Origin of the sequence: Pseudomonas kitaguniensis (assembly GCF_009296165.1) — a bacterium.
In the GTDB taxonomy this organism is placed as follows: Bacteria; Pseudomonadota; Gammaproteobacteria; order Pseudomonadales; family Pseudomonadaceae; genus Aquipseudomonas; species Aquipseudomonas kitaguniensis.
The window spans coordinates 25,917-45,119 of record NZ_VUAZ01000009.1; the positions used below are offsets into that span (position 1 = coordinate 25,917).

Sequence of the window (19,203 nt, forward strand, 5' to 3'; positions counted from 1 at the left end):
TTTTTTGAGCGTGCATCAGGTGTGACCGCAGGAGTTTACTCCCGTGCCAATCTTTGGACTTTTGCATAAAGCCCTTCGGTAAAAGCATCCCGATCACTCGACCGGTGGCAACGCTGATGGCAATTGGGGCACAAGGCTACAGCATTGGTGATGCGATCCGAACCCTTCTGGGCGAGGTGCTTGACGTGGTGTACTTCAAGAAATGGCTGGCCATCGTCTAGATTGAACGGTGCGTTTAGACCGCAACCCTCACAAATACCTCCCGCTTGCTGACGTACCCAAGCCCGCACCTCCGGGTCGCGTACGTAGGTTGTCCTGGTAGTGTTGACCTGTTCTGGTGCAGCAATTCCTGCAGGTTGGGTCTTGATAGGTTTGCTTTGAAGCTTTGTCGCACGCCTTTCCAACAACTCATCATCAAACGTGGGGGTGCTGTCTTGCGATTTAACGATTCCTCGCTGCGCCAGCATCCGACTAATACGAGAGACGATTCCCGAACCGACATTATTGGCTGCCGTATAGCCAGTAATTGGCTTCTGATTCAGCGTCTCAAACACCGCAGAAATATTGCGCATACGGTAATCGACGGACGCCGAAGTACGGTTCTGCAGTGCCCTTTCACGTAAAAGCTCATGTTCGACTGACTTTTTATAAGGCTGGCCTGCGTTCTCCAGCTTCAACATTTTCAGATAAGCATCGACTGAAGCTTCCAGCTCTTCATCGCTCCATCCGGTATTAACTTTTTGCGTATCCATACAGCCGCCGAGGGTGAAAAACCCTCGAACGATACTGAGTAGCCACTATTGCGTCTATGAAATTTCCTACGGCTCGGTGGGATTTGGCGGTCGTCAGTCTCAGTAAATTCGCTGCTTCATTCGGAAAGCTTGAGCGAGCTTTCGCCACCATGGAGTCCGTGCTGCCGTACTTCTGTAGGTTCGATTAACTAGCAAATACGGCATGTCACGAAGGCGTATCCAGCCTTCATCCTGCCAATGCAGCAGGTTCAATGACATTTCAGGCCAATCCAACATGCTCAATTGTGGCCGTTCAATTGTTCGAGGCTGGCGCTCGTCACGCAAGGTCGGAACGACTTCGTGAGTGAGCCAGCGACGTAACAGCCGATTTTCCGGCGCGTAGTGATAGACCAACAGTGCGTAGACGCCAGACTCGCTGATCATCAGCATTTCCTCTGGTTGGCCGTGAAACATTAGCCTCAGGCATTGCCGTTGATCATTGTCGAGCTTACGGGTCGTTCGTTCATCCAGGTAGTAGCCCATCAATCGCCCAAGGTCGCGCGCGCAGAACCACGGTTGGTTTTCTACAAGCAGGGTGTGTATCTGAAGGTCGTGACGAGTGAAGACGACTGCGATAGAAGGTTCAGGCGTGATTGCCTTTCTGGCGGGCGGCAGGTCGAGCAGATACTGGCTAGGCATTTCCTATGATCTCTACGTGATTTTCGGAAGGGCAGAAGCCCAACGTAGAGAGCGGATTTAAGAAACTCCAACTTGCTTTGCCTCAATGCAGCAGTCATTCCGCCTGAATTTATGTCGGGCGGATTTTAGCTGTGTGAGTGAGGCAGGCTTCTACGTTGGGCGTTTCTTAGGCACCGGTTGCCAGCGTAAATCTGTTGATCAGTGGAAACAAGACTGAAATTTTTTTGTTTTATTGTGGGATGTTTCTACAGTGCAAAAAAATGTGCGAGTATATAAAGGCATTTTGCCATGCTTGGGTGTCTTCGGTTGGGGCACTTAAGGACGAGTACTAAATTATTAATGGAAATTGGAGATGTCAGGGATGTCTAATACTTCTTTGGTTATAGATAATATTTATGAGGATGCGAAGGACTTCTTAATTATCGGTATGACGGGCCGTACAGGGTCTGGATGTACTACGGCGGCGAAGCTACTTTGTGAAAAAGTACTCAATATACCTAGCGAAGGTTATGAGGGATTAACTCGCAATGAATTTAAGAAGCATCAAATAATAAAAAAGTACATTGATGGTGCGAGCTGGGCTCCTTTTTATAAAATCGAAGCACGCAGTGTCATTACATACCATTTACTTCTTTTGTCAGAGTCAGAGTTTTTTGATTATGTGAGCGAGTTTGATTTTGCAAGTCCGTTGCTAGGAGATGAGCTTATAAAATTGTCTTCAGCGTTGAATGGGGTGCGGGATAAGGTTCATAAGGTCAATGCATCACTTAATTATTCAGGTGATGAGCTTGTAAATTTTCTTTTTGATCTTTATTTTTTAGAGATGCCGAGTATTACTGATATTTTAATGAGCTATCTCGGAAGGGCTAGATTTACGACGGTCTATCAACAGGCGGGTGATAACGTCCGGTCGTCCGGGTCAGCCAATAACTCTGTTTTTGCAGCTTCCAAAATGTTTAATTTTCCTAAGCATCTCAATATGCTAATTAAGTTGGCTCATAAGAAAGCTCGCTTAGATAAAGTGCCCTGCCGAATTGTCATAGATGCCATTAGAAATCCTTATGAAGCCTTTTTCCTTAAAAGGCGCTATGCGAATTTTTATTTGGTTTCAATTAATACGTCAAATTTTGAAAGGCTGAATAGTCTTAGGGGTTATAGAAAGCTGTCAGACCATGAGATAAAAATCTTAGATGACAAAGAATATCCTGAAAAAATCTCTGGGATGAAGAAGTTTGTCGCGCAGAATGTACAGGAATGTATTGAGATTTCTGATATACATATATACAACTCAAAAAGTAGTGAATTTACTCATAATGATTTAGTTAGCCAGTTGGCGTGGTATGTAACCTTAATGATGCATCCTGGGTTAGTAATGCCGACTTCGATAGAAAGCTGTATGCAAATCGCCTACACAGCGAAGCAAAGTTCAGGATGTATCTCTCGTCAGGTTGGGGCCGTTGTTACTGATGAATTTTACAGTGTGAAGGCAATTGGTTGGAATAATACCCCGCAGGGTCAGACGCCATGCATGTTAAGGAGTGCGGAAGATCTATTGGAGGGAAGGAATAAAAGCGATTACAGTGAGTATGAGCTGAAGTCGAGTGAGTTCCGACAAGCTGTGTCTGTCAAGTACTCTCAGCTGATTGCAACAAATAAGACGTCTAATAGGAATTTTTCTTTTTGTTTTAAAAGTGTTCAAAATGAAATTGAGGGTGAGAAAAATCAAGTTCATACCCGAGCGCTACACGCAGAAGAAAACGCATTTATGCAGATAGCGAAGCATGGAGGGCAGCAGCTTTCTGGTGGCGTGTTGTTTACTACCGCAAGTCCATGTGAGCTTTGCGCAAAAAAAGCGTATCAGCTGGGATTAAAGAAAATAGTCTACATAGACCCATATCCAGGAATTGCAACGCAACATATTTTGCTGTCGGGACAGAACAAGCCAGAGCTTGAGCTTTTTAAAGGAGCGGTTGGGAGGGCGTTTTATCAACTTTATCAGCCACTGATGCCCTATAAGGATGAGCTAGAATTAGCTTTTGATATTCCTAGCTATAATAATGTGGATAAACCTTCTAAGTCGGTGTTGAAGAAAAGAAACGTTGAGTTGGAAAGGGTGAACGAGTTGCTGGTGGCTGAATTGCAGGAGTTAAGGTTGAGAGTCGCTGACACTAAGGGGTAAATATTAAGTTTCTACCAGTAGGCCGTAAAAAGCCCTGATGTTGTTCAGGGCTTTTTTAAATTAGCGATTGATTTTTATCAATCCCAGCTCAACGCCCCACCCGTCTGATACTCAATAACCCGCGTCTCAAAGAAATTCTTCTCTTTCTTCAAGTCCATGATCTCACTCATCCACGGGAACGGATTCGTCGTGCCTGGATACTCTTCTTTCAAGCCAATCTGCGACAAGCGACGGTTAGCGATGAACTTGAGGTAATCCTCCATCATCGCCGCGTTCATGCCCAACACGCCACGCGGCATGGTATCGCGCGCGTATTCAATTTCCAGCTGCGTACCCTGCAGAATCATCTGGGTCGCTTCTTCTTTCATCTCGGCATCCCACAAGTGCGGGTTTTCGATTTTGATCTGGTTGATCACGTCGATACCGAAGTTCAGGTGCATCGACTCGTCGCGCAGGATGTACTGGAACTGCTCGGCCACGCCGGTCATTTTGTTGCGGCGGCCCATCGACAGAATCTGGGTGAAGCCGCAGTAGAAGAAGATGCCTTCCAGGACGCAGTAGTAGGCGACGAGGTTGCGCAGCAGTTCTTTATCGGTTTCGACGGTGCCGGTTTCGAACTTCGGATCCGAGATCGAACGCGTGTACTTCAAGCCCCACGCGGCCTTTTTGGCGACCGATGGAATCTCGTGGTACATGTTGAAGATCTCGCCTTCATCCATGGCCAGCGATTCGATGCAGTATTGGTAGGCGTGGGTGTGGATCGCTTCTTCGAAGGCCTGGCGCAGGATGTACTGGCGGCATTCCGGGTTGGTGATCAGGCGATACACGGCCAGCACCAGGTTGTTGGCAACCAGCGAGTCGGCGGTGGAGAAGAAGCCGAGGTTGCGCATGACGATGCGGCGTTCGTCGTCGGTCAGGCCTTCGGGGTCTTTCCATACGGCGATGTCGGCGGTCATGTTGACCTCTTGCGGCATCCAGTGGTTGGCGCAGCCGTCGAGGTACTTTTGCCAGGCCCAGTCGTACTTGAAGGGCACGAGTTGGTTGAGGTCGGCGCGGCAGTTGATCATGCGCTTTTCGTCAACGGCGACGCGGGCGGAGGCGCCTTCGAGTTCGGCAAGGCCTTCGGCAACGTCGAGTTTGTCGAGTGCAGCCTTGGCGCGCACGATGGCGGCGGAGTCACTGGCGGTGACGGCGCGGGCTTCGATGGCGGCGGCAGCGCCGGCACCGTCGAGGCGGTCCATGTTGGCTTCGGTGGCGTGGCCGGCGTTAGCGCCTTTGGTGGCTACTTCGGCGTGTTCTTCTTTGTCGAATTCGTCCCAGCTCAGCATGACGTGTCGTCTCCTGCGTGAGGGCTCAAAGGTGCCCGTGTGAAACCGGATGGTTGGGTGTTCACACGGCCCTCGGGCCGCGGTGGATCTTAAGGAATCGTTTGTTGCAGCAGCTAGCGCAGGCATTAAACGCAATGGGGTGAACGGGTACTCTGCGTGAGGCTTGAGGGGCGGAGCGGCAGGTGCTTGCTCCAGCGGAGGCCTCAGGTCTGGCTCTTCATCCCTGTGTAAAGGGATATTGCAGGCCCGATTTACTCGCGCATTATAGGGAAAAATTCGGCTTTGTGTTGCGGCGGATGGTCACGAGCGAGCGCCAAAATAGCCTGGTTTTCGGCCAAAGCGTTTGTTTGCTGGGCTTTGCCGGGGTTGGATTTTTTTGACGGGCGGCGGGATGTTTTTTGCGGGGTTGGGGCATGAGGTAGCTAGACGGCTTTTTACGGTGTGTATGGCTGAATCCGCTATCGCAGGCAAGCCAGCTTCCACCCTTGAACCGGTACATCTAAAATCGGCTCTTGGCCGCAAGAACAATTTCTTGCGGCGACCAAGATCCAGGGTTAAGCCTGACGCACTAAAGTTATTACCCGTTAGAGCAACCATTGCCCATCACGTGATACTTAAGAATATGGCGCTGACCTTGTGAGTCTTCATACTCCATCTTCACCGGTACAACTTTGCATACATCGGGAACCGTGCTCATGGACATTACTTTGGCAACGTCCAAGTGGGTGCTGTAGCTGTAGTCTTCAACAATCGGGGCGTTCTGGCTGGCCAGCTCGGTCTGGGCTTCATCGGCCAGGGCGGCGGTGGCGCACACGCTGCTGAGGGCCATTACGAGTAAAGCTTTCATTTGTTTATTTACCTTCTTCAGGGCGAAAGGGGTCACGGGGCCTTTGTGAGGCCACGTGTGTCACTTAAGTAAGGGGAAGTTCGGATTAACGTTGCCTTCGTGGGGGCTGTTACGTTGTTAATCACAGTGTCGTGTTGACGGCGTTGATTCTAGGCTTGCGGGTTATATTCATATACCCGTGCTTTTGATAAACACTGTTGGCGGTTTTTGTAACAATCACCGGGTTAAGGTTTTTTCATCAAGGCGCAAAGCGCCACAGCGTGCGGGCCAGAGGCGCGCACGCGGCGTGCAGGGGAATGCGCGGGGGCTTGTTACTACCATCGTCGAATGGTTCTATGGGGCAGCCCCGGCTACAACAGGGCCTACAAAAACAACGATTGTCACCGAGGTAAGAAAGATGAGTGCGGCTTCCCTGTACCCCGTTCGCCCCGAAGTAGCAGCCAACACGCTGACCGACGAGGCAACCTACAAGGCCATGTACCAGCAGTCGGTGGTCAACCCTGATGGCTTCTGGCGTGAGCAAGCTCAGCGCCTTGATTGGGTCAAGCCTTTTACTGTGGTCAAGCAGACCTCTTTCGATGACCACCACGTCGACATCAAATGGTTTGCCGATGGCACCCTGAACGTTTCCTACAACTGCCTGGACCGTCACCTCGCCGAGCGTGGCGACCAGGCGGCCATCATCTGGGAGGGCGACGACCCTGCCGAGAGCCGCACCATCACTTACCGCGAATTGCATGAACAAGTCTGCAAGTTCGCCAACGCCCTGCGCGGCCAGGATGTGCACCGCGGCGACGTGGTGACTATCTATATGCCGATGATCCCCGAAGCCGTGGTCGCCATGCTGGCGTGTACCCGCATCGGTGCGATTCATTCGGTGGTGTTTGGCGGTTTTTCGCCGGAGGCCCTGGCCGGTCGCATCATCGACTGTAAGTCGAAGGTGGTGATCACTGCCGACGAAGGCATTCGTGCCGGTAAGAAAATTCCGCTGAAGGCCAACGTCGACGACGCGCTGACCAACCCGGAAACCAGCAGCATTCAAAAAGTCATCGTGTGCAAGCGCACCAATGGCGCGATCAAGTGGAACCAGCATCGCGACATCTGGTACGAAGACCTGATGAAAGTGGCGGGCACCGTGTGTGCGCCCAAAGAGATGGGCGCCGAAGAGGCGCTGTTTATCCTGTATACCTCCGGTTCCACCGGCAAGCCGAAGGGCGTGCAGCACACCACCGGCGGCTATTTGCTGTACGCAGCGTTGACCCACGAGCGCGTGTTCGACTACCGCCCAGGCGAAATTTACTGGTGCACCGCCGACGTCGGCTGGGTCACCGGCCACACCTATATTGTCTACGGGCCGCTGGCGAATGGCGCGACCACCTTGCTGTTCGAGGGCGTGCCGAACTACCCGGACATCACGCGGGTGGCGAAAATCGTCGACAAGCACAAGGTCAATATTCTGTACACCGCGCCGACCGCGATCCGCGCCATGATGGCGTCCGGCAAAGCGGCGGTTGAAGGCGCTGATGGCAGCAGCTTGCGTTTGCTTGGCTCGGTGGGTGAGCCGATTAACCCGGAAGCGTGGGATTGGTACTACAAGAACGTCGGCCAATCGCGTTGCCCGATTGTTGATACCTGGTGGCAGACCGAAACCGGCGGCAACATGATGAGTGCGCTGCCGGGCGCGCATGCGCTGAAGCCGGGTTCGGCAGCACGCCCGTTCTTCGGTGTGGTGCCGGCGCTGGTGGATAACCTCGGTAACCTGATTGAGGGCGTGGCCGAGGGCAACCTGGTGATTCTGGATTCGTGGCCGGGCCAGGCGCGTACGCTGTACGGCGACCATGACCGGTTCGTCGACACTTACTTCAAGACCTTCCGTGGCATGTATTTCACCGGCGACGGCGCGCGGCGTGACGAGGACGGTTATTACTGGATCACCGGTCGCGTCGACGACGTGTTGAACGTGTCGGGCCACCGCATGGGCACCGCCGAAATTGAAAGCGCCATGGTTGCGCACCCGAAAGTCGCGGAAGCGGCGGTGGTGGGTGTGCCGCATGACATTAAAGGGCAGGGCATCTATGTATATGTCACGCTGAAAAATGGCGAGGAGCCGAACGATGCGCTGCGCCTGGAACTGAAAAACTGGGTGCGCAAAGAGATCGGCCCGATTGCCTCGCCGGATGTGATTCAGTGGGCGCCGGGGCTGCCCAAGACGCGCTCGGGGAAAATCATGCGGCGCATTTTGCGCAAGATTGCCACGGCGGAGTATGACGGGCTGGGCGATATTTCCACGCTGGCCGACCCAGGTGTGGTGGCGCATTTGATTGAGACCCACAAGAGCATGAACGCCGTGTAAGGCGAGTGGGTGTGACAAAGCCCCATGCGGTGTAAGCCGGATGGGGCTTTTTTGTGCCCGCTGAAAAAGCGCTGGAGATCAACTGTGGGAGGGGGCAAGCCCCCTCCCACAGTGGGAACGATCATCTTGAAGGCCAATAAATATCGGTTTTTGCTGTAGGAAATTTCTAAATGTAACCGAGCGGTGCAAATGTGTAACCCGTCGCCCAAACATGAGGCAAAGCGCTACGTTTTCATCCCGAAAAGCCGCGTTTTAGACACACCTGAAAATAAGATTAGCCGCCATGCTTGCCGTGCCAGAAGGGTTTGCGAATAATAGGCGCGTAATTTGCAGCATCAACAGGTTTAATATCTTTTGTCTCTGCATAAAATTCAGGGACTGTCAATGTGCTTGAGCCGCTTTCTCGGTGCTTCTGTAAATAGTTGTCGCATTGAGGAAATATCGGCTTCCGGCCTGTCGTTAGAATGCCGATCACTCGCTCGCCGTCTCCAATGTTGAACCGGGGTTGGGACGTAGCGCCGCTATTGGGTTTTACTTAAGTCGCATCGTGGGCCACCGCTCATACTGCTTTTTGCCCTACCGATGGAGTCCCAAGATGAAGAAACTTGTGCTGTTGGGCGCCCTGGCGCTGTCCGTACTGTCCATGCAGGCCTTCGCTGATGAAAAGCCTCTGAAAATTGGTATCGAAGCGGCTTACCCTCCGTTTGCCTCGAAGGCGCCGGATGGCAGCATCGTGGGTTTTGACTACGACATCGGCAACGCCTTGTGCGAACAGATGAAGGTCAAGTGCACGTGGGTCGAGCAAGAATTCGACGGCCTGATCCCGGCGCTGAAAGTACGCAAGATCGACGCGATCCTGTCGTCCATGTCCATCACCGAAGACCGCAAGAAGTCCGTGGACTTCACCAACCGCTACTACCTCACCCCGGCGCGCCTGGTGTTGAAGGAAGGCACGACGGTCAGCGACAGCCTGGACGAACTCAAAGGCAAGAAAATCGGTGTGCAGCGCGGTTCGATCCACGATCGTTTCGCCAAGGAAGTGCTGGCGCCTAAAGGCGTGACAGTGGTGCCTTACGGTTCGCAGAACGAAATCTACCTGGACGTGGAAGCCGGTCGCCTCGACGGCACCGTGGCAGACGCCACCCTGTTGCAGGAAGGTTTCCTCGATACGCCAGCCGGTAAAGGCTACGCGTTCAGCGGCCCGGCGTTCACCGACGTCAAGTACTTCGGCGACGGCGTAGGCATTGCCGTACGCAAAGGCGACAAAGAAAACCTGGACCGCATCAACGCTGCTATCGCCGCGATCCGTGCAAACGGCAAGTACAAAGAAATCGAGAAAAAGTACTTCAACTTCGATATTTACGGGCCTGAAGCTCAGTAAACCGTCGCAGCTGTCTGTGCAAAATGGCGCAAGCAACAGAATTCCTGAGGTTTGCGCCATTTTTTCATCCGCCTTTTCGAGGACCTGAATCATGTTGAAAGGCTACGGGGCCGTCATCCTCGATGGCGCATGGTTGACGCTTCAGCTCGCCTTGTCCTCCATGGCGCTGGCCATTGTTCTGGGGCTGATCGGGGTCGCGTTACGCCTGTCGCCGGTGCGCTGGTTGGCCTGGCTGGGTGACTTGTACTCTACGGTGATCCGCGGGATCCCTGACCTGGTGCTGATCCTGCTGATTTTTTACGGCGGTCAAAACCTGCTTAACAGCGTCGCGCCGATGCTCGGCCATGACGACTATATTGACTTGAGCCCCTTGGCCGCCGGTATCGGCACCCTGGGTTTCATCTTTGGCGCCTACCTCTCGGAAACTTTCCGTGGCGCCTTCATGGCCATTCCCAAGGGCCAGGCTGAGGCCGGCCTTGCGTATGGCATGAGCAGTTTTCAGGTGTTCTTCCGGGTGATGGTGCCGCAGATGATCCGGCTGGCTATCCCTGGTTTCACCAACAACTGGCTGGTACTCACCAAGGCCACTGCGCTGATTTCCGTGGTGGGCCTGCAAGACATGATGTTCAAGGCCAAGCAGGCGGCAGATGCCACCCGTGAGCCTTTTACCTTCTTCCTCGCAGTGGCGGCGATGTACCTGGTGATCACCAGCGTGTCGTTGCTGGCCCTGCGTTACCTTGAGAAGCGCTACTCGGTAGGCGTAAGGGCGGCTGATCTATGATCTTCGACTACAACGTCATCTGGGACGCGCTGCCGCTCTATTTCGGCGGCATGTTGACCACCCTGAAATTGCTGGCTGTCTCGCTGTTCTTCGGCTTGCTCGCGGCCTTGCCCCTGGGCTTGATGCGCGTGTCCAAGCAGCCGCTCGTCAACGGCGCGGCGTGGCTGTTCACCTACGTGATTCGTGGCACGCCGATGCTGGTGCAGTTGTTTTTGATCTACTACGGCCTGGCGCAATTTGAGGCGGTACGCGAAAGCTTTCTGTGGCCGCTGCTGTCCAGCGCGACCTTCTGCGCGTGCCTGGCCTTTTCGATCAATACCAGCGCCTACACCGCCGAAATTATCGCCGGTAGCCTCAAGGCCACGCCGAATGGCGAGATCGAGGCGGCCAAGGCCATGGGCATGTCGCGCTATAAACTCTACCGGCGCATTTTGCTGCCGTCGGCGCTGCGCCGCGCGTTGCCGCAGTACAGCAACGAAGTGATCATGATGCTGCAGACCACCAGCCTTGCGTCCATCGTCACGCTGATCGACATTACCGGTGCCGCGCGCACGGTGAACGCGCAGTTTTACCTGCCGTTCGAAGCCTTTATCACCGCTGGCGCGTTCTACTTGTGCCTGACCTTTATCCTGGTGCGCCTGTTCAAGTTGGCCGAGCGCCGCTGGCTGAGCTACCTGGCTCCAAGGAAGCACTGATATGCAACGTATCGATCACCTGTTGCCCTGGGGGCACCTGGGCTGCGAGCGCCAACTGAGCGTGTTTCGTTTCGGCAGCGGCGAGCGCAAGGCGTATATCCAGGCCAGCCTGCACGCCGATGAATTGCCCGGTATGCGCGCCGCATGGGAGCTGAAAAAGCGCCTCACCGAACTCGAACAGCGAGGCGCCCTGAATGGCGTGATCGAGCTGGTGCCGGTGGCCAACCCGATGGGCCTCGGCCAACTGTTGCAAGGCAGCCACCAGGGGCGTTTCGAGGTCGGCAGCGGCAAGAATTTCAACCGCGATTTCGTTGAATTGAGCGCGCCGGTGGCCGAGTTGCTGCAGGGCAAGCTGGGCGATGACCCGCACGCTAACGTGCGCATGATCCGCCAGGCGATGGGCGATGCACTCGCCGCACTGCCCGAACCGGGCAGCCAGTTGCAAGGCATGCAGCGCGTGCTGCTGAGCCATGCGTGCAGCGCCGACATCGTGCTCGACCTGCATTGCGACGCCGAAGCCGCGCTGCACATGTACGCGCTGCCCCAGCATTGGCCGCAGTGGCGTTCGCTGTCGGCGCATTTGAATGTGAAGGTTGGCTTGCTCGCGGAAGATTCCGGCGCAGCTCGTTCGATGAAGCCTGCTCGCTGCCGTGGTTGCGCCTGTCGCGGGCATTCCCCGACGCGCAGGTTCCGCTGGCGTGCCTGGCGACAACGTTGGAGTTGGGCGGCCAGGCCGACACCGGCCGTGACGAGGCGGTTTTCCACGCCGAAGGCATTCTCGCGTTCCTTGCCGAGCAAGGCCTGATCAAAGGCCAATGGCCCGCCGCGCAGCACGAACCGTGTGAAGGCCTGCCGTTCGAAGGCACCGAGTTGCTGTTTGCGCCGCATGCCGGTGTGATCAGCTACCTGCGCAAGGCCGGTGACTGGGTCGACAGCGGTGAGCCGATTTTTGAAGTGATTGATCCCTTGGACGACCGCGTCAGCATTGTGTGTGCGGGCACGTCCGGGGTGTTGTTTGCCGTTGAACGGCTACGTTATGCCCAAGCGGGTTTCTGGCTGGCCAAGGTGGCGGGGCGCGAAGCGCTGCGGCACGGGCGCTTGCTCAACGACTGACCACCTGTTTTTGTGAGAACCGACCGCATGTACAAGCTTGAAGTCCAAGACCTGCATAAACGCTATGGCAGTCATGAAGTGCTCAAAGGTGTGTCCCTGGCCGCCGCGGCCGGTGATGTGATCAGCATCATCGGTTCCAGTGGTTCGGGCAAAAGTACCTTTTTGCGTTGCATCAACCTGCTCGAACAGCCGCACGCCGGCAAGATTCTGCTCAACAACGAAGAGCTCAAACTGGTCGCCAATAAAGACGGCGCCATGCGCGCTGCCGACCCCAAGCAACTGCAACGCATGCGTTCGCGCTTGTCGATGGTGTTCCAGCATTTCAACCTGTGGTCGCACATGACTGCGCTTGAAAACGTGATGGAAGCGCCGGTGCACGTGCTGGGCATGTCGAAAAAAGACGCGCGCGAAAAGGCCGAGCATTACTTGGCCAAAGTCGGCGTAGGCCATCGCAAGGAGGCCTTCCCCGGGCATATGTCCGGCGGCGAGCAGCAACGCGTAGCGATCGCCCGCGCGCTGGCGATGGAGCCCGAGGTGATGCTGTTCGATGAACCGACCTCGGCGCTTGACCCGGAGCTGGTCGGCGACGTGCTCAAGGTCATGCAGGACCTGGCGCAGGAAGGCCGCACGATGGTGGTGGTCACCCATGAAATGGGCTTTGCGCGTGAAGTGTCGAACCAGTTGGTGTTCCTGCACAAAGGCATCGTCGAAGAACGTGGCAACCCGCGCGAAGTGCTGGTTAATCCGCAATCGGAGCGCCTTCAGCAATTCCTCTCCGGCAGCCTGAAATAAGTAAATGTGGGAGGCAGCAAGCCTCGCCTCCCACAATGGTTCTTCAGGGTTTTTGAGATTTGTGTTGGTTTACCGGCTAGCATTGGCCTTTGTCTTCATTACTGTTTCTCGCTTCGGATAGCCCTCCATGACCGCCCATCGAATTGGTTTCCTGATTTGGCCCAGCACAAAAGCACTGACGCTTGCGCTGGCTGAGGAGGCCTTGCGTGTTGCTCAGCGCGTGCACCCGGAGGTGGTCTACGAGTTGTCGTTTCTGCTCGCCGAGCCTGCCACCGAAGGCGCCTGGCAATTGCCGGGTGAGCCTTGGGCGGGCAAGCTCGAAGGCTTCCAGAAGCTGTTTTTGCTGGCGGACGAACCGCCCACCGCCATCGCTTCGCAACTCAGCAGTGCGCTCAAGCAGCAGGTTCGCGCAGGCTGCGTGATCGGCGGTTTGTCGGCCGGTGTGTACCCGTTGGCCCAGCTTGGCCTGCTCGACGGCTACCGCGCCGCTGTGCACTGGCGCTGGCAGGATGACTTTGCCGAGCGTTTCCCCAAGGTTATCGCCACCAGCCACTTGTTCGACTGGGACCGTGACCGCCTGACCGCCTGCGGCGGCATGTCGGTGCTCGATTTGCTGTTGGCCGTGCTGGCCCGCGACCACGGCGCCGAACTCGCCGGCGCGGTGTCCGAAGAACTGGTGGTGGAGCGCATCCGCGAAGGCGGCGAACGCCAGCGTATTCCGCTGCAAAACCGCCTGGGCTCCAGCCACCCGAAGCTGACCCAAGCCGTTTTGCTGATGGAAGCCAACATCGAAGAGCCGCTGACCACCGACGAAATCGCCCAGCACGTGTGCGTGTCGCGACGACAACTGGAGCGCATCTTCAAGCAGTACCTCAATCGCGTCCCCAGCCAGTACTACCTGGAACTGCGCCTGAACAAGGCGCGCCAGATGCTCATGCAAACCAGCAAGTCGATCATTCAGATCGGCCTGTCGTGTGGCTTCTCCTCGGGGCCGCATTTCTCCAGCGCCTACCGCAACTTCTTTGGCGCCACCCCGCGCGAAGACCGCAACCAGCGGCGCAGCAGCAGCCCCTTCGAATTGTCGTCAGTGCCGTCCGAGCGCGGTTGATCATTCCTCCATCGGTGTAGGGCCTACGATCACCAGTTGCGCGCCTTGCGCATCCACGGTGGCGGCATCTACTTGAAAATCAATGCCGGTGTGCACGTAGTGTTGCCTGAGATGGTCCAGGCTGCGTGGCGACAAGGGGTTGGTGCTGAGATCGCAATCGTGGTTATAGGCTGTGGTCGATTCGAGTAAGTCGGCCGGGATTTCGCGGATCAGATTGTTACTCAGGTCGATCGTTTCCAGGTATGGGAGGCTGAATACGCCGTGGGGCACCTCGCTGATACCGGTGTTGCGCAAGTGCAGCGCGGTCAGTTGCGACAGGTTGCTGACGTTCGGCGCCCGGCTCAGTGGGTTATCGGTCAGGCTCAGGTACTCAAGCTTGGTCATGTCGCCGAGCATGTTGATGTCCGGCGTGGTCAAGGTGATGCTGCACTCCTCGATGCTCAGGGTGGCGAGCCTCGCCAAGCGCGGCAGGGTGGTCGGCAGCGTCCCCAGCACGCAGCGGCTGAGTGTCAGTGTTTCCAGTTTGTCAAAGCAGCGCACTGTGCCATCGACATTGCCAGTGGTGCCGCCTCCGTTAATTTCCAGGCTGGAGACATGCTCGAACGTTGCGCTCAGTTCCGGCAGCGGGCCCAAGGCTGATGTTTGCAGGGTCACTGAATGGGTGAATTCATCGCTCAGGCTTTCTTCATCCTCCTCGCTTTCGCGGCGCCAGGCCTCTTCAAGTACGGTCTTGATGTGCAGGCGTACGAGTTGTTCCTGGGCGGCTGCCTGTTCATCCAGTGGGGTGTCAAGAATCGGATGGCGATCGGGTACGTTCAGCGCCCAGTGTTGCAAGTCGGTGACCAGTTGGGCGTATTCGGCTTCAATGCGCGTCAACGTCGGGGCGACCGCGGCCATGTTGCCGGGCAGGCTGAAGAGGAAGCGGTCAGCTTCGGATTCCAGGTAGGTCGGGTACAGAATCCTGACCCTGGAGCGTTCCACGCTCGGGGCTTGGGCGTTGAAATGCTCGCCATAGGCCTGGGAGTAGGCCTTGATCTGTTCCAGTGCCGGCAGCATCAACGGGTTGCCCGAAAGGTTAAATTGCCTGGCGATGTCGGGCGTCACGCTGAACAGGGTCTGGGGCAGTGCGCTGATTTGATTGTCGCTCAGCAGGGCTGCCTGCAATATTGGGCGCTGTACCAGGCCGTCCGGCAGGTGGTCGATGCCGGTGGCCGACAAATCCAGATAAATCAGCTCGGGCATGCCCCGCACATCGGGTACCAGCCTCAGCGGGTTGCTGTGCAGGTCGAGCGAATGCAAGTTGCTCATTGCGCTTAATCGGGCATGGCTTTGCGCAGTGAGGGTAATGTTGCAATCACTCAGGGTCAGGCTGTTCAGCGTGCGCATGCCGCTCAGTTGTGGCGGCAAGTCTGCCAGCGGTATCGACCTGAGCTCCAGATGACGCAGCCTGGGGAACCTGAGTAAAAAGTGCTCGACGCCGCGCATGCGCCCGCCGCTTATCAGCGATAGCAGTGACACATGGTTCAAGGCGACGCCCAGCTCCGGCAGGTCGGCTAACCCCGGCGCATAAAGCCTCAGCGTATGACCGTTGCGGGCGGGGTTGGCGAAATACTCGTCCTTGTCGGTTTCCCGGCGCCAGCACTGCTCAATCTGTTCTGCCACCAACCTGCGCGATTGTTGCTCGTAAAAGCGTCGCCCGGCGGTCATTGCCAGCTGGGTGTCGGGGTCGATAGGCGCAATGTCGGCCTGCCAGGTGTGCAAATTCTGGCGCAATATCTGCCGTTGCTCACGCAGGAGCGCAAGTTGATTGGCGGCACCTTCCGGCCGCGTTTGCATGTGTTCGAGCAGCAGCTGTATTTGCGCGTCCGCCAGGCTCGGGAACAGCTCGCGTAGCTGCGCAGTCAGCGGCGGCGGCCCGTCACCATAGGCAGCCTGCGCCTGGTAGCCGTCCATGCCGCCCAATAGCCTCATGGTTTCGGGGTCGTAAGTCGGTTTGCGCAGCGGGTCTGTGCTGAGTATTTCGCGCAAGCGATTGCGCGCTATGGTTTGTTGCCGAATGTGCAGGCGCAGGCGCGGGCCTTGATCCTCGTTCAACTGAATAGCTTTGCGCTGGCTGTCGGGCAGTGCGCTGAGGATGGCCGAATAAAAATCGGTGGCGGCGGTCAGCGCACCGCGCTCGTCGTACGGGGTGTATTGGCCGGTTTCGCTACGCACCAAGGTTCGCACAATCGGCGCATCGGCGGCGCCGATCTGGTCGCGCAGGCTGCCGGTGGTGCTGTAGTCGCGAAGTTCGAGGCGCACTTGGGCAGACCAGCCGGGCAGTACGGGCAGTGAGTGCAGCGCCAGGCGCTGTGTGTCCAGCGTCTGGGCGCCAAAGTACAAACCTTCATAGGCCCTGCTCAGGCGTACTTCTTCGAACGCGTTGCGCGCCAGCAGGCTGAGGCGCTGAGGTGTGTTTTGGTTATCCAGCGCTTGCAGTTCTTCGGCCGTGACCGGCTCCAGCAGTTTTTCCGCAACGCAGGCGGGCAGGCCAGGGGCTGCGTCCATCAGGCGCTGCGCCCGTGGATTACGCGTAGCTTGCCGGTTGGCGTAGTGTGATTCAAACAGGGACGCGCGTTTGTCTTCGGCAATCGCCGCGAGTTTCTTGCGCAGATGGCCGATGCGTACGTCCAGGCTCAGGCGCAAATCACCGACCGTTGCGCCAAATGCACTGGCAGCCTCTGGCGCTGGCAACTGGGTGAGTATCGCCTTGAGCAGATCACCGTTATTCAACTGGCTTTCGGGTATCTCGATAGCAGGCAGTTGGGTGTCGCCAAAGGCCCAAGCGGCCTTGCCTTGGGCGTCGATAAATTGCAGGCGGCGTGTTTCCGGCCAGTAACCATAAGTGGTCAGTAGTTGCACATTCGCCTGTGGGTCCACTTGCGCATAGGCTGCCGGGTCATCGCTGCGCAGCCGGTCGATCAAGGTTTGAATGTCCCGGTCAACCCGCAGGCGGTCCAGGGTGTCCATCAGCAGGGCGGGAGGCGTGTGGCTGTTAACGTGCATTTTGCGCAGTGCGCTTTCGTCAACGCCGCTGATGCTCAGCGCCAGCGCCTGATCAGCCTCGCTGATACCTTCCACGCTGTGCCCCAGGCGCTGTAACAGGGTTTTTGGGTCCATTGCAATGGGCGCTCCAATTCTGTGTGCCAGGCGCCTTGGCCGTTGTGCTGCACGCTCGGCCGATAAGCGTCGGCACGCGTCGGGTGCTGGATGAGCAGGGTATTGGCGGCCGGGGCTTTTTCCACGGCGTAGAATTTGTCGTCCAGCGGCAACAGGTTTTGGCGTTGATGCTTGAGCAGGCCTGACGGGTCGCGGTACGTACCTGCTGGCACGCTGACCGGCTGTTCGTAGGCCGCAAGGTCGGGTTTCCAGTAGAGCGTACGGCCATTGGCAAGTTGTACCGGTTTGAAGCGGTCAATGAAGTCGATCACGCTTTGGGGCAGCACCTTGCGAAATTCGGCGACGGCAATCTTGCTGCCCACGGCGAAACCACCCAGTTGAACCAAGGCTTGCACCGCACCCAGCAGGTGTTCGACCGCCTCGCTGCCCAGGCCTTCGCTCCAGTCGATGATCCCTTCGAACACCTCATCCAGCAATTGATAGGCCATATAGCCGAGCATCAATTCCCCGGCAAAGGGCACGAACGGCGCGATGACAAAAGCGGCGGCTTGCAGGATTGCCGACGCCACATTGACGAACGAATCCCACAACGCCCAACGCGCCGCGCGGTCCACGGTGGCCGTGGCGACGGCGCTGGTGCGGCCGTCATTAAGGATCTGGTTGAGTTGGCGCTGGTACTGATGGCGCCACAGGTTGCGACTGCCCGGGGTCGCCACAAAGCGCACCCTTGGATTGTCCGTGGGTGTTTCGCGCCAGCTCGGCAGGTTGCTGCCCGGCACGAAGGGGTGCCAGGTAATGCTGCCGAGCAACTGGCTGAGGTTGGCGAAAAAATGCCCGCGTTGTTCATGCGCTACAAAACGGCTGAAAAAGCGTTGGTAGTCGTCACTGCGCAACTGGCGCACCAGTTCTTTGTGCATCGCCTGCGCAGAGGCGTACTCCTTGATCGGGTGTTCGGGGTCGCCGGGTACATAGGCCACGATACGCACCGCAGTGCGTGTTTGCTCAAGGTCAGGCGCAAACACGATGATGCCGGGCAGGTCCACGCCCATCAGGCTCAGGTCGTGGTAACGGAGTGTCTGGCCTGCGAGGTGCACGCCGGCGCCGGCCACGCTGTCGACCAGGCCCTGGAGCAGTCGGTAATAGTCTGGTTGCAGGTCGCCCTTGAGCAAGGCCCAGTGCAGCGCGGTGTGCAATTCGGCTTTGTGGCTGCGTTCGACTTTGCGTTGCAAGACCGCCTCGGCGACCGGTTCGGTCATGCCCAGTTGCTCCTGCAAGTAGCTTTCATACTGCGCGCCGATATCGAGGTCGCGGCACAACTGGGTAAAGGCCTCAATCGAGAGCACACGCTTGATGGCCGGTAAGGTATCGAAGAGCCCTCTGGCGTCGGGGCGCGTCACGAAGGTCGACACCCTTTCATAAGCGTCCGCCAACGTTTCCTTGTGTTCGAAGTTGTGCAGGGCGGCGTCCAGCAGTGACACGGTCCAGGTGCGGCTGGCGCCCGAACGGAGCGCAAAGCCGGGAATTTTTAGCGGGATGTAAAGCCGCAAGAAGGTGTTTTTGACATCCAGGTCCAGGCCGTACTTTGTTTTCAGGGCGAGGGTAAGGATCGGTTCGGCAAACGCCTGGGCGTCCAGCACACCGGCAAGCGCCTGTTCGACTTTGTTTTGCGCGTTCCAGTGGGCAATCGCCAGGCGCTTGAACTCGCTTTGGCTGTTGGCGCTGGCGTCGCGCAATGCTTGAGGCAGGCGCGCAGTGCTTTGGCCGAGTGTTTGGCGGCGGCGCGAGGAGGTCTCGCCGAGCCAGCGCGGCATCGCGTCTTTCAAATGCGCGTAATGGCTGTCGGGCTGAGTCGAGAGGGTGGTGCGCGGCGTTTGTTCTGCAGAGTCAGGCATGTTGCCAATCCTTGAGCGTGATTAAAGCGCTCCAGTAAATCGGCGTGCGGCAACGGTGGGTGCTAACGGGTTAGCGCAATTGGCACGGGTTGATCTGATCCGGCGCGTTGTGCCGAAAACCCCGCCGCTGGTTTACACTGCGCCA

Annotated in this window: 13 protein-coding genes and 1 pseudogene; 8 read left to right on the forward strand and 6 right to left on the reverse strand. The window is 56.9% G+C overall.

Annotated features, from left to right (window positions below; translation table 11 throughout):
* Window positions 1–35 precede the first annotated feature (35 nt).
* Window positions 36–752: an HNH endonuclease gene (locus F0169_RS02150; RefSeq protein WP_152745311.1), complete on the reverse strand. Its 717-nt coding sequence runs from the start codon at window positions 750–752 to the stop codon at window positions 36–38.
* 99 nt (window positions 753–851) lie between these two features.
* The gene (locus F0169_RS02155) at window positions 852–1,430 is read right to left on the reverse strand and encodes a BRO-N domain-containing protein (RefSeq protein WP_152745312.1); all 579 of its coding nucleotides are present in this window, start codon (window positions 1,428–1,430) and stop codon (window positions 852–854) included.
* Window positions 1,431–1,791: 361 nt separating this feature from the next.
* Between F0169_RS02155 and F0169_RS02160 the strand changes: the two genes are divergently transcribed.
* Window positions 1,792–3,609 (forward strand): deaminase, encoded by a 1,818-nt coding sequence (locus F0169_RS02160; RefSeq protein WP_152745313.1) that lies wholly within the window; start codon window positions 1,792–1,794, stop codon window positions 3,607–3,609.
* A 77-nt stretch (window positions 3,610–3,686) separates the two neighbouring features.
* Here the strand turns inward: F0169_RS02160 and F0169_RS02165 are convergent, their stop codons facing one another.
* Complete coding sequence (locus tag F0169_RS02165) at window positions 3,687–4,937, reverse strand: ribonucleotide-diphosphate reductase subunit beta (protein ID WP_099236236.1); 1,251 nt, start codon at window positions 4,935–4,937, stop codon at window positions 3,687–3,689.
* Between the two features lie 577 nt (window positions 4,938–5,514).
* Window positions 5,515–5,784, reverse strand: a complete 270-nt coding sequence (locus tag F0169_RS02170) for a DUF2790 domain-containing protein (protein ID WP_152745314.1) — start codon at window positions 5,782–5,784, stop codon at window positions 5,515–5,517.
* Window positions 5,785–6,181: 397 nt separating this feature from the next.
* On the opposite strand from F0169_RS02170, the gene acs reads away from it, so the two are divergent.
* The 7 genes and pseudogenes from acs (at window position 6,182) to argR (ending at window position 14,007) form a co-directional block, all read left to right on the forward strand.
* On the forward strand, window positions 6,182–8,137 hold the full coding sequence (acs, locus tag F0169_RS02175; RefSeq protein ID WP_152745315.1) for an acetate--CoA ligase: 1,956 nt from the start codon (window positions 6,182–6,184) through the stop codon (window positions 8,135–8,137).
* Between the two features lie 595 nt (window positions 8,138–8,732).
* Window positions 8,733–9,518 carry an ABC transporter substrate-binding protein gene (locus F0169_RS02180; RefSeq protein WP_058415119.1) on the forward strand — a complete coding sequence of 262 codons (786 nt, stop codon included), beginning with the start codon at window positions 8,733–8,735 and terminating at the stop codon, window positions 9,516–9,518.
* A 91-nt stretch (window positions 9,519–9,609) separates the two neighbouring features.
* On the forward strand, window positions 9,610–10,299 hold the full coding sequence (locus tag F0169_RS02185; RefSeq protein WP_058415118.1) for an ABC transporter permease: 690 nt from the start codon (window positions 9,610–9,612) through the stop codon (window positions 10,297–10,299).
* Entirely contained in the window at window positions 10,296–10,994 is a 699-nt protein-coding gene (locus F0169_RS02190) for an ABC transporter permease (RefSeq protein WP_152745316.1), read from the forward strand. The genes F0169_RS02185 and F0169_RS02190 overlap by 4 nt, the downstream gene beginning before the upstream one ends.
* Window position 10,995: 1 nt before the next feature.
* Window positions 10,996–12,107, forward strand: a pseudogene (locus F0169_RS02195) (succinylglutamate desuccinylase/aspartoacylase family protein).
* A gap of 27 nt (window positions 12,108–12,134) precedes the next feature.
* On the forward strand, window positions 12,135–12,899 hold the full coding sequence (locus F0169_RS02200) for an ABC transporter ATP-binding protein (RefSeq protein WP_058415115.1): 765 nt from the start codon (window positions 12,135–12,137) through the stop codon (window positions 12,897–12,899).
* Between the two features lie 127 nt (window positions 12,900–13,026).
* Entirely contained in the window at window positions 13,027–14,007 is a 981-nt protein-coding gene (gene argR, locus F0169_RS02205) for a transcriptional regulator ArgR (protein ID WP_058415114.1), read from the forward strand.
* Here argR and F0169_RS02210 read toward each other — a convergent pair whose 3' ends face one another.
* On the reverse strand, window positions 14,008–17,166 hold the full coding sequence (locus tag F0169_RS02210) for a leucine-rich repeat domain-containing protein (protein WP_152745317.1): 3,159 nt from the start codon (window positions 17,164–17,166) through the stop codon (window positions 14,008–14,010).
* Window positions 17,088–19,058: a dermonecrotic toxin domain-containing protein gene (locus tag F0169_RS02215; RefSeq protein ID WP_152745318.1), complete on the reverse strand. Its 1,971-nt coding sequence runs from the start codon at window positions 19,056–19,058 to the stop codon at window positions 17,088–17,090. The genes F0169_RS02210 and F0169_RS02215 overlap by 79 nt, the downstream gene beginning before the upstream one ends.
* Window positions 19,059–19,203: the final 145 nt, after the last annotated feature.